Raw genomic sequence first — 12,140 nt, forward strand, 5'->3', positions numbered from 1 at the left:
ATCAAGATTTTTTCGTGATTAAATACCTTAAAAAACTCTTGATTAGGATTGCTTAAATAGTCTAAATTTTCACCCAATTTAAATGATTGAGTAAAGTTTTGTTTGTTTGAAAAAATTGCACATAGGTCAGAATCAATAATTAATGTATCAACCTTTTTATAAATATAATTACTCATTGTTTAAAGCTACTGGTCATTCTGAAGTCGCATAACTTCATTTTATGTTAAATAAATAATACGTGTCACTAAGCTCATTAATATAGATTATCCTAATACTTCCTTTCGTTCTCAGAACTATTTTGAATGATAGCTTTAAGCTCTTTCGCCTTCAAAATATGGGACTACAGTTTTTGTAGATGCTCAATAATTGCTTCAGCAGTAATACGTGCGGAAAATGGATTCTGACCAGTAATGAGATTTCCATCTTTAACAACATTGGGGGCAAAAGGAATAAATTTTCTTTCATAAAATGCACTATGATCTTTTGCCAGTTGTTCTGCATTGTATGGCACTTTTTTAGCCACGCCAGCCAAGACTTCTTCACACCAAGCAAACCCTGTTAATTTTTTTTCTTTAATCAAATATTCGCCATTCGAAAGTCGCACATTTAATAATCCACAATAACCATGGCAAACACTAGATACGATCCCACCGTTTTCATAAATATTTTTGGTAATTTCTTGGAGCTCTGGGTTATCCAAAAAATCCCACATTACCCCATGGCCACCCGTATAATAAATCACATCGTAATCTTGCCAATTAATTTCAGAGGGTTTCTTTGTATTCTCAAGTAGTTTCATAAAGTTTGGATCATTTTTACGTTTCAATACTGATTGATCAGCAACAAAACGTTTTAATGATTTAGGCTCAATTGGTGAGTTTCCACCGAGTGGACTTACGATCTCTTGGAGATAGTGATGTTTTTCAAATTCATCGTAAGCATGAGTCAGTTCTCCCAACCATAACCCTGTCGGATAATTTAAACCCTCATAGGTATCCACATTAGTGACAATATGTAATATACGTTTCGTCATAGCCGCCTCTATTTTCAATTTTATTGATCTTGCTTTTAATACACTATAAGTCTAAAGTTGGCTTCAATGTCAAGTGGAATTAAGTGAAATGAATATAAGTGAGTTATCAAAACAAAGCGGGTTAAGTACAGCTACGATTCGCTATTACGAGCAGATAAAGCTACTTCCAAAGGCAAAACGTAAAGCAAATGGTTATAGAGAATATAGTGAAAATGACCTCAAACAGCTTTATTTAATTCAACAAGCACAACAAGTTGGCTTCTCTTTAACTGAAATTAAAGCTTTTTTACCATCGAATGTTACGACATGGGATCATGATATTTTGATTGGTTTACTCGAAACTAAGATCAAGGATATTGAGGACCTGGAACAAAAATTAGCAACCAGTAAAAATAATTTACGTAACATGATTAATGCGATTAATAACAAACCTGATGAAATTACCTGTGAAGAGAATGCACAACGATTACTCAATCTTTACTACAGCAATGATAAAAGCTAAAACTTCCGCTTATCGCTAAATGATAAAAATGATTGACCTTAAACCTTACTTTAAACATAGGATTGAATATAGATAATCTATGAGGAACCTTTCATGTTTAAATTCTGGACTTTTCAAAACTGGTTAATTGGCTTTATTACACTCATTCTAGCCAATACTTTCGCTTATGCATCTGAGCCAGTCCAAGCACCTACATCATCAACTTCGAATGGAAAAATTCTGGTGGTAATGACCAATCATTCTGCCTATCCAAATCGTAAAGATACGACAGGATTATGGTTGACCGAACTTACTCATTTTTATGATGTTGCACTTGCTGCTGGCTATGAAATGGATTTTGTGAGTCCTCAAGGTGGTGCTGTTCCTTTAGATGAACGTAGTTTAAAACCGATTTATTTAGATAAATCTGCAAAAGCGCATTTAGCTGATCCTCAATTTATGCAACGCCTTAAAACAACGCTTGCGCCAAGTGCAATTGTGCCATCGCAATACAAAGCCGTTTACTATACAGGCGGTCATGGCACCATGTGGGATTTTCCAGATAATCAAGAGCTAAAAAAGATTAGCGAAAAGATTTATCAACAAGGTGGTGTTGTTTCTGCGGTATGTCATGGGGTCGGTGGATTATTACCATTACAGGATCAAAATGGTAAATCACTAATTGCGGGGAGAAAGGTAACTGGTTTTGCAAATATTGAAGAGACTTTATCAGGCATGAAATCTCAAGTTCCTTTTCTACTTCAGAACCAGTTGATTGAACGCGGAGCTAAGTACAAGCGCTCTTTCGTTCCGTTCACCTCTTATGTGATTGCTGATGATCGAATCATTACAGGACAAAACCCTCAATCAAGTAAAGAAATTGCAGAGGCTGTAATACAACGTTTAAAAACTATACATTAATTTATCTTCTTGTACTCAATTTCCGAAACCAGATTTATATAATCTGGTTTTATTTTTTGATAACTTTAATAAACATAAAAAGAATTTTAATTATTAATGATAAAAAGCTTGACCTTAAACCTAACTTTAATCTTAGCATTTAACTAAGATTAATAGGAGGAACACCATTTTGTTCAAGCAAGTTAAATTTCGTCGCTCTGCTGCTGCCTCAATTGGTATATTCTTGAGTTTATCTGCTTATGCTACTACACCCGATACCACCTCTAGCAATATTGAGAAAAATGATCAGCAGACAACCGTTGTTGAGTTTGGGCCATATAAAGTCAATGTACCTAAAGGTGGATATTACGATCGTTTTCGTATGAACCCTGATTTAGATGAAGTTGCCAAAGATCCGGCTGCGGGTAATATTGATTATTTCCGTACCATTCCTAAAAAATTGGTGGAAACTCGTGTTGGTAAAGTTTGGTCACCAAACTTTTATTATCGTACTAGCAATGTACAACTGTTGATGCTTGCTCCAGTATCCAAGTTAAAAGCAAAGCTCCCTGCTCCACTTGAGCCATTACAACCCTTTCCTGGCTATGGCTTAGTTTCTCTTACGTTCTTTTCTTATGCTGTGGGTGATGTCGATCCTTATAATGAAGTATCAGTTGCAGTAGTCGTTCGTCAACCTAGCGCCCATAAGTTCCACACCACAGAGTTGCTAAGTTCAATGCGTAACCATAAATATTATGGTCATGTTTTGGCATTGCCTGTAGATACAGAAATTGCCCGTGTACGGGGTGTGTATGGTTATCAACTCCCTAAATGGCTGACAACAATTGATATGACTATTGGTAATAAAAATGTAGAAGCTCAAATTTTTAATATTGATGGTAAACCAGATGTGAGTATAACTGCACCATTACCAAAGATTAAGAATGTAAAACCACAATCTCATATCGAAACTAAAACGATGTTTAATTTAGTTGATGGTCAATGGCACAGTACCTCTGTAGAATCTAATACGCTTGCCTTTGGACAACAGCTATTCCCGAGGAATGTACAACTTGTTCGAAATGGTGGTCCTATAACTAAACTACTTGATGAACTCGGTGCTGGTAAAGTATTGCGTTTAGATGTGGTCAAAGATGCTCAGTTGGCTTTGAATATGCCAATTCCATTGGAGTCTTTAGGTGATGAAAGCAATAAAAAGTAAGCTATATTCCAATAAAAGTACTTCCTAGCGAAGTACTTTTTTGTTTGTATCTGCTATTGATACTAATTTCTAAGCTTTTACCTAATAATAGATAGCTTGCATCAATATTAGAATCTTTTGAGTATTTTCGTCATAGCGAGATAAAATAAGTTTATATGGTTAAACTTATTTCTTATTATCATTATTTAAAAACTAAAAATTATAAAAAAGCCAATCCTAAATAAAAATTTAGAATTGGCTTAAATATAGTAGGATCACAAGGAATTGTGAGATTTGAAAGATACGAGCCCAAGTAATTTTAAGAAATCAAAATATCACTTGAATCCATTAACTTTGCTGGTGTATATGCCCCACTCTTCGATATTTATGATGAAAATACATAATCACGCATATGATCTTTATATTGGCGAGTACGACGTGCCATTGCTGTTTGTTGTAAGATCAATGCCCATAATGGAGAAACTTTCGGATTTGGTACTTTACCAAGACTAAGTTTACGAAGTTGATATTTTACGGTTGCCATATTTGCAAGAGAAGCTAAAGTCTTATTTTTCCATGTAATTGGTTTTAACTCAGGTGCAATGTCTTGTCCCTGTTTCCATTCATTTGGCAGATTTGGATCAATTGCAAGTGCTGTTGCAATCCCAACCATATCAACCCCACTTTCGACGACTTGCTCAGCAACCTGTTTACGACGGATACCTCCTGTCACCATGACAGGCATCTTAGCGATTTTACGAATCTCTTGAGCAAATTCAAGGAAATAGGCTTCTCTAGCTAATGTACGACCATCTCGAGCTTGACCTTGCATAGCTGGGGCTTCATAGCTACCGCCTGATAGCTCTACTAGATCAACAGGAAGTTCATTCAGCATTTTGACCACTTGTAGAGCATCTTCTGTACTAAATCCACCACGCTGGAAATCAGCAGAGTTGAGTTTAACCGCAACCGTAAATGTTGGTGAAACCACCGCACGTACAGCTTTTACAATCTCAATTAGAATACGCGCACGATTTTCTAATGAACCGCCCCACTGATCTTGGCGTTTATTGCTTAAAGGAGATAAAAACTGACTTAATAAATAACCATGTGCTGCATGAATCTCTACCCCTGTGAAGCCTGCTTTTTCCCCCAGACGTGCAGTATTGGCAAAGCGTTGAATCACTTCATTGATCATGTCCTGAGACATTTCAATCGGAACATTAAAGCGATTCGACATCTTACCCAAGTCTAGCGCAACCGCAGAGGGAGCCCAAGTTTCCTGGCCTAAGTTTGACTGCATTTGACGTCCAGGATGATTGATTTGCAACCAGATCTGTGCGCCTTTAGAGCGGCCAATTTGTGCCCATCGTTTAAAAACTTCTAAATGTTTTTCATCTTCTAAAACCACGCCACCTGGTCCAGTCATAGCACGGCGATCAACCATTACATTACCAGTAATGATCAATCCTACACCACCTTCTGCCCAAGCTTGATATAAACGCATAAGTTCTTCAGATGGAAGCTGATTTAAATCAGCCATATTTTCTTCCATTGCTGCTTTTGCAATGCGATTTGGTACTTGTGAGCCATTTGGTAAAGCTAATTTTTCAAATACTTTCATTTTTATAACCTCTTTCAATATAGAGATACTTTAAGATTAAAGCTGACTTTAATGTCAATACTTTTTTGCAAATTATTGTTTATATAAGTTAATCAGTAACTAATAGAAGTTACATTTAATATTTAATTACTTAGACTTTCACAACTGTTTTGTTAAGTCTGATCACTAGGCTGAATTTAAGAAGATTACGCATAAATATGCCTGTTAGAAACTTGGTTAAATAGACTTTACCTTTGGAAATTGTTTAGATTTATCATTCATGATGTTAATCCTTGATAAATAATTTTTAATGGTTATTTAAAAAAGGCAGTCAATAAATGACTGCCCTTTTATAAAAAATTAACTTCGGATAAATGCTAGGAGGTCTTTATTAATAGTTTCAGCCTCGGTAGTTGGCATACCATGTGGGAAGCCAGGATAACTAATTAAAGTACCATTTTTAACCAATTTAGAAGACTTTAATCCAGAAATTTCAAAAGGAACGATTTGATCATCTTCACCATGCATAATCAGAACAGGAACTTCAATCTTTTTCAAAGCTTCTGTGAAATCTGTCTGAGAAAATGCAACAATTCCATCATAATGAGCTTTTGCTCCCCCCATCATGCCCTGACGCCACCAATTCAAAACGACAGGCTCGGAGACTTTTGCACCTGGACGATTAAATCCATAGAAAGGACCTGCCGGCACGTCATGATAAAATTGCGAACGATTTTTAAAAAGCTGATTTTGAAGATCGTCAAAAACGTCTTTGGGTAAGCCATCAGGATTATTTTCTGTTTTAACCATTAGAGGTGGAACAGCGCTAATAAGCACGGCTTTGGCAACAGGATCGTTAGGATAACGTGCAACATAATATGCAACCTCACCTCCGCCAGTTGAATGCCCTACATGTACAGCACCTTGCACACCAAGATGCTCAACCACAGCAGCAACATCATCAGCATAATGATCCATATCATGTCCATCCCAAACTTGGGATGAACGTCCATGTCCTCGTCGATCATGAGCGACTACTCGAAAACCCTCTTTGAGGAAATAAAGCATTTGTGCATCCCAATCATCTGCACTTAAAGGCCAACCATGATGGAAGAAAATAACGGGTGCATCCTTTGGCCCCCAATCTTTGTAAAAAATCTCAACGCCGTCTTTTGTTGATACATATCCCATTTTTGTTACTCCTGTGTAATGTTTACACTTTGAATTCATACATTGTGCTGTAATTTCATACAGAGCTTTATTAAGAAAAACACTACAAAGATGACTTATAAAGCTTATAAATAATACTAACCTTAAAGTTAACTTTAAGGTCAAGGCTTTTCCTTTTCCTAAATGTTTAAAAATGTAAGTGTTCGTTTTAACGATAATTATTTTGTATCAGATATAAGTTAATTGCTAAAAATACTTGACATTAAAGCTTGCTTCAACCTTATAGTAATTTCATACAACGAAAGACCTTGTTCGATACAGGTTATTTGAATGATTTAATCAATGTAAAGGTTAACTAATATGAATACAAATAAACAGTTTACTGAAGTTGAATTTGGGCAGCAAAAAGTCAAAGTTCCAAAAGATGGTTATTATGATCGCTTTCGTATGAATCCAGATCTAGATGAGGTTGCCAAAGATCCAAAAGCCGGAAATATTGATTTTTTTCGTAAAATTCCAAAAAAACTTGTTGAATCAAGAGTAGGCCCTGTCTGGGCTCCTAACTTCTATTATCGTAGTGGCAATGTTCAAGTACTTATGCTTGCCCCACTCAAAAAATTGAAGAAAAAGTTACCGGCTCCATTAGAACCATTGCAAGCTTTTCCTGGATATGGATTGGTCGCTTTAACTTTCTTTACTTATTCAGTTTGTGATAACGATCCATATAATGAAGCTTCCATCGCTATCGTAGTTCGAAAGCCAAACTCACATCTTCCTCAGGCCTTAGAATTTGTAAATTCTATTCGTCAAAGACATTTTTATGCTCATGTCCTTGCTCTACCAGTAGATACAGAGATTGCTAGAGTTCGTGGTGTTTATGGTTATCAATTACCTAAATGGCTCACCGAAATTAATGTAGATATAAATTCTAAAGAAGTTAATGCCAATCTTATAGATACAAAAGGTAGTATGGATTTAAGTTTAAGTACACCGACACCTTCATTACATCAAGTTAAATCTGAGTCTCGTATTAGTCAAGCAACTATGCTTCATTTGGTTGATAACACATGGCATCAAACTTTAGTTCAATCGAATATCTTATCTTTTGCTCAAAAACTTCTACCTCGAAAAGTTAAATTGGTTCGTCATGGTGGTCCTTTGAGTCAACTGTTAGATGAGCTTAGTGCATCTAAAATTATTCGTTTAGATGTGATTCAAGATGCACAAGTTGTTTTGAATTTACCAAAGCCGCTTTGAAGATGATTGTTTTAGATCAATATTTTCAGCAGCAAAATATAGTTTAGGTTTTCTAGTTATATCAATGAAGTACTGAATTTTACTTATAAGTAGACAACCTGCTTAAACCGATGAGGTTGAAGATGAACACTCTCAATCAAGTAAACAAAGCAATTAATGCATCTGATCTATTACTTCTGCAGCGTAAAGCTTTTTTACAGACAGAACCTCCTTCTCTTAAGCAAAGAAAAGCTAATTTGGCCAAATTGCGGGCAGCAGTCATTGAATACAGAGAAGAGTTACAGGTTGCTACCAGTGAAGATTTTGGACATCGCTCATATCAAGAAACTGATGTCATGGAACTCGTAGGAATAGTTCAATCTATTGACTATCTATCTCGTAATTTACGTCGCTTTATGAAGCCTGAGCGCCGTCATGTTAGTCTATTTTATCGTTCTGCAACTGCACGGGTAGAATATCAACCCAAAGGTATTATTGGTGTGATGGCTCCATGGAACTATCCAATTTCATTAACACTGATTCCATTGGCGACTGCTTTGGCGGCAGGTAACCGTGCAATGTTAAAACCATCGGAATTAACACCGCGAACCAGTGATGTAATTCATCGTATGCTTGCTGAGATATTTCCACTTGACGAAGTGGCTGTAATTTTAGGTGGAGCTGAAGTTGGTGCAGAATTTAGCGCATTACCATTTGACCATTTATTATTTACAGGTAGTACGCCTGTAGGCCGTAAGGTAATGAAAGCAGCGAGTGACAATCTTGTTCCTCTGACGCTGGAATTAGGTGGTAAAAGCCCAGTGATTGTTGGACGCGGTCATGTGAATGCAAGAACCATGACCAGTATTGCATATGGAAAATTGTCTAATGGTGGCCAAACCTGTGTTGCTCCAGATTATGCTCTGGTACATGAAGATGATTTAGAAACTTTTATTGAAGAATACAATGCAACTGTTGCTCGCTTTTATCCAAACGGACCGGATTGTGATGATTACACCTCGATCGTAAATGAACGACATTATACCCGCCTTCAAGGACTGATTGATGATGCAAGGAAGAATGGTGCAAGAGTTATCGAGTTAGGTGTAAAACCTGAAACTGCAAAAAATCGCGCCCGGACACTTGTACCTACACTAATCGTAGGGGCAAAAGATAGTGATGCGATCATGCGAGAAGAAATTTTTGGCCCAATTCTTCCTATACGCACTTACCGCACTATCGATGAAGTGATTGATTATATCAACGAGCGCGACCGACCACTTGCTTTATATTATTTCGGTGAGAAAGATGAGGATTGTAAGAAACTACTACGTCGTACTACTTCTGGAAACGTAGGTATAAACAATACGATTATTCATGTTGCACAAGATGATCTACCATTTGGTGGTGTTGGGCCAAGTGGTATGGGGGCATATCATGGGATCGAAGGATTTCGTTCAATGAGTCACGCGAAAGGTGTCTTTGATCAAGGACGCTGGAACTTCCCAAGCTTACTGCATGCCCCTTTTGGCAAAGTTATGGGGTTGGCTCTTACCATTACGCTTGGTAAGAAAAAATCAAAAGTTTGATTATTTTTCCCTATGCAGGATTAGATAATCGATCTACATCCTGCATTATTTAAACAAACAACATCTAATAAGGAAACGACTTGATGAAATCTATTACTTTTAATGGCGCTGGTGGTCCTGACGTAATTACCGTCAGCGAACGACCTATTCCAGAACTTACTAATGATGGAATATTAATTGAAGTAATTGCTGCTGGAATTAATGGTCCTGATGTCATGCAACGTCAAGGCTTATATGCACCTCCCCCAGGCATAACAGATATTCCAGGCTTAGAAGTTTCTGGAATCGTCAAAGAAGTCGGGAAATTAGTCACAAAGTTTAAAGTTGGTGATGAAGTTTGTGCACTGGTACAAGGTGGTGGGTATGCCGAATATGTTGTTGCACATCAAGATAATGTACTTTTCATTCCAGAAGGACTTACTTTGGTCGAAGGTGGTATTTTACTCGAAACCTTTATGACAGTCTGGTCGCATTTATTCCAGCATGCTAAATTTCATCCTAATAGTTCAATTCTAATTCATGGTGGGACTTCTGGTATTGGCACTACAGCAACTATGCTAACTCGTGCTTTTGGAGCAACGCAAATTTTTACTACAGTTTCAAGTGAAGCACAACAGAAAGCAAGCCTGAGTATCGGTGCTGATGTTGCAATTAATTATAATGAGCAGGATTTCGTCGAAGAAGTCAAAAAGCATACAGATGGCAAAGGTGTAGATTTCGTTCTAGATATTATTGCTGGTGATTATATCCAGAGGAATTATGAAGTCGCAGCCATGAATGGTACGATTTTACAAATTGGTGTATTAAAAGGGCTTGCTCAGAATGTTAATATTTTTCCAATGCTGGCAAAACGTCTGACTCATACAGGGGCTACCTTGCGTTCACAATCTTCAGAAGCAAAAGCACAAGTGATGGCAGCTCTACAAGAAAAAGTTTGGCCATTAATTTCAAAAGGGCAAATAAAACCCTTACTTTATAAATCTTTTGATTTAGAAGAGGCGCGCCAAGCCCATGAATTTCTAACAAAAGGTGAACATGTAGGTAAACTGGTCTTAGTCGTTAAAAAGTAGTTTTTATAATTTAATTCTTTGGTTATGGCCGAGCAATTAGGGCTACTTGAGGTGTGAAAATTGAGACTTCTATTGACATTTTGGTACATTTTACCTCATGTCATAGGAGTTTGAATTTTGAGTACAAAAGCCCAACAGGAAATTGCCCATAAATTAAAAGTGTTTGCTCATGCTGAACAAAATGGCAATGTTGCCTTGACCTGTCGATATTTTGGTATTTCACAAGATACTTTTTATCGTTGGAAGAAAAATTATAAATCCAAAGGAGAGATAGGATTAGTCAACAGTAAGCCATGCCCACAGAACCTTAAATTACGCACGCCAGTTGCCATTGAAGAAAAGATTATTCACCTAAAATCCATAATAGCCATGATGATCTCCTTAATAGATTGTTATGGTAGTTTTTAAGATTTCATCATAAACTTATCATAAATTTTGGAACAATGTTCCATAAAATAAAAAGTTTTGTTAATATACCAGTTGGTACATGGATGTGCTGAGTATTACTCATCATAAAAATTTTGCATATAGATAAGCTTTTACAGCAATTATTTCATTGATATTTCAGTGAAGTACATGCTGATTTAGAAATGACTGTTAGAGATTGATACATTAAATTTCTGTTAGTTTTTCAGCAAAATTAAAAGATGAAGTCAGTTACATTCAGTCTGGAAGATTTAAACAAACTCATATTTTCTCTTTCCCCTACTCATCTGTCACAGCAAGGAGCTGCTTAAAATGACGATTAAAAAAATTGCCATCATTGGCGCAGGCGTTATGGGTAAGCAACATGCCCAAACCATTCAAAAACATCCTGAAACTGAACTAATTGCAGTGTGTGATCCATTTTCGGAAGCAATGGCACAGGAATTTCAAGTACCAAATTTTAAAGATCTGGATGAACTATTACGACAATGTAAATTAGATGGTGTCGTCATTGCAAATCCCAATCGCTTCCATGTATCTACTGCGATCGAATGTATGAAACATGGTATTCCCTGTTTACTGGAAAAACCGCTGGCTTTAAATACCGAAGAAGCATTACAGTTAATTTCAGAACAAAAAAAACTTAATGTTCCAATTTTGGTCGGCCATCACCGTCGCCATAATAAAATTATTCAACAGGCTTATGATCTTATTCAACAAGGTATATTAGGAAAAATTAATACATTTAATGCATTATGGACAGTTTATAAACCTGATAGTTATTTTGAAATCGAATGGCATCGTAAGTCTGGTGCCGGTGTTTTAGCGATTAATTTAGTCCATGATCTGGATTTGATGCGTTATTTAAATGGTGAAATTGAATCAGTACATGCCATGACCTCACACCAGAACCGAAAATTAGAGGTCGAAGATACAATTTCTATTTTAGTTCGTTTTAAAAATGGGGCGCTAGGCACACTTCTCGCTTCAGATGCAGCAGTTTCACCGTGGGGTTGGGATCAAAATACCGAGGAAAATAAAGCAAGTTTCGCACCTTCACCTGATCAGAATTGTTATTATATTAGTGGTACCGAAGGTGCATTGAGTGTGCCAAATCTGGAATATTGGCGCTATCCTGATCACTCGACGAAAAGCTGGTCTACTGCATTGATTAAAAAGCAGCAGTTGCCCAATAAAGATGAAGATGTGTATATGAATCAGCTTTCGCATTTTATTAAAGTCATTGAAGGAAAAAGGTCACCTATTTCTTCACCCGAAGATGCAATTAAAAATATTCAATTACTGGAATGTATTGAAAAATCTGCACGAGAACAGCGTACTGTGCTTATTGAACCACTAGAATTTTTAGCTGCTATAGCATAATTACCTATCTAAGAGGAACTTTTGGGTTCCTTTTTTATGATCTATTAA

The 12,140-nt window shown here is 36.6% G+C and carries 10 protein-coding genes and 1 pseudogene; 8 read left to right on the top strand and 3 right to left on the bottom strand.

All coding sequences use genetic code 11. The features are described 5' to 3' along the window. Nucleotides 1-340: 340 nt before the first annotated feature. The gene (locus CAP51_RS09095) at nt 341-1,033 is read right to left on the bottom strand and encodes a type 1 glutamine amidotransferase domain-containing protein (protein ID WP_087620450.1); all 693 of its coding nucleotides are present in this window, start codon (nt 1,031-1,033) and stop codon (nt 341-343) included. Between the two features lie 88 nt (nt 1,034-1,121). Here CAP51_RS09095 and CAP51_RS09100 point away from each other — a divergent pair, with 88 nt between their 5' ends. The 3 genes from CAP51_RS09100 to CAP51_RS09110 all read left to right on the top strand — a co-directional run bounded on the left by CAP51_RS09100 (nt 1,122) and on the right by CAP51_RS09110 (nt 3,636). Continuing rightward, nucleotides 1,122-1,535, top strand: a complete 414-nt coding sequence (locus tag CAP51_RS09100) for a MerR family transcriptional regulator (RefSeq protein ID WP_087620451.1) — start codon at nt 1,122-1,124, stop codon at nt 1,533-1,535. Between the two features lie 93 nt (nt 1,536-1,628). After that, entirely contained in the window at nt 1,629-2,435 is an 807-nt protein-coding gene (locus CAP51_RS09105; RefSeq protein WP_087620452.1) for a type 1 glutamine amidotransferase domain-containing protein, read from the top strand. Between the two features lie 169 nt (nt 2,436-2,604). Beyond that, nucleotides 2,605-3,636: an acetoacetate decarboxylase family protein gene (locus CAP51_RS09110; protein ID WP_087620453.1), complete on the top strand. Its 1,032-nt coding sequence runs from the start codon at nt 2,605-2,607 to the stop codon at nt 3,634-3,636. Between the two features lie 364 nt (nt 3,637-4,000). Here CAP51_RS09110 and CAP51_RS09115 read toward each other — a convergent pair whose 3' ends face one another. Together CAP51_RS09115 and CAP51_RS09120 are read right to left on the bottom strand one after the other, a co-directional pair. After that, nucleotides 4,001-5,239, bottom strand: a complete 1,239-nt coding sequence (locus CAP51_RS09115; RefSeq protein ID WP_087620454.1) for an NADH:flavin oxidoreductase/NADH oxidase family protein — start codon at nt 5,237-5,239, stop codon at nt 4,001-4,003. Between the two features lie 339 nt (nt 5,240-5,578). Then, nucleotides 5,579-6,409, bottom strand: coding sequence for an alpha/beta fold hydrolase (locus tag CAP51_RS09120; protein WP_087620455.1), 831 nt, complete (start codon nt 6,407-6,409; stop codon nt 5,579-5,581). 339 nt (nt 6,410-6,748) lie between these two features. Here CAP51_RS09120 and CAP51_RS09125 point away from each other — a divergent pair, with 339 nt between their 5' ends. From CAP51_RS09125 to CAP51_RS09145, 5 genes and pseudogenes are all read left to right on the top strand, one after another. Next, nucleotides 6,749-7,645 carry an acetoacetate decarboxylase family protein gene (locus tag CAP51_RS09125; protein WP_087620456.1) on the top strand — a complete coding sequence of 299 codons (897 nt, stop codon included), beginning with the start codon at nt 6,749-6,751 and terminating at the stop codon, nt 7,643-7,645. 122 nt (nt 7,646-7,767) lie between these two features. Next, nucleotides 7,768-9,213 carry a coniferyl aldehyde dehydrogenase gene (locus tag CAP51_RS09130; protein ID WP_087620457.1) on the top strand — a complete coding sequence of 482 codons (1,446 nt, stop codon included), beginning with the start codon at nt 7,768-7,770 and terminating at the stop codon, nt 9,211-9,213. Between the two features lie 83 nt (nt 9,214-9,296). Beyond that, the gene (locus tag CAP51_RS09135) at nt 9,297-10,283 is read left to right on the top strand and encodes an NAD(P)H-quinone oxidoreductase (protein ID WP_087620458.1); all 987 of its coding nucleotides are present in this window, start codon (nt 9,297-9,299) and stop codon (nt 10,281-10,283) included. A gap of 117 nt (nt 10,284-10,400) precedes the next feature. Next, a pseudogene (locus CAP51_RS09140) lies at nt 10,401-10,640 on the top strand (helix-turn-helix domain-containing protein); the annotation flags it as partial. 381 nt (nt 10,641-11,021) lie between these two features. Next, a complete protein-coding gene (locus CAP51_RS09145; RefSeq protein ID WP_245809115.1) occupies nt 11,022-12,092 on the top strand; it encodes a Gfo/Idh/MocA family protein in 1,071 nt (356 codons plus the stop codon). Nucleotides 12,093-12,140 lie beyond the last annotated feature (48 nt).

The organism is Acinetobacter populi (assembly GCF_002174125.1).
Taxonomy (GTDB): Bacteria; Pseudomonadota; Gammaproteobacteria; order Pseudomonadales; family Moraxellaceae; genus Acinetobacter; species Acinetobacter populi.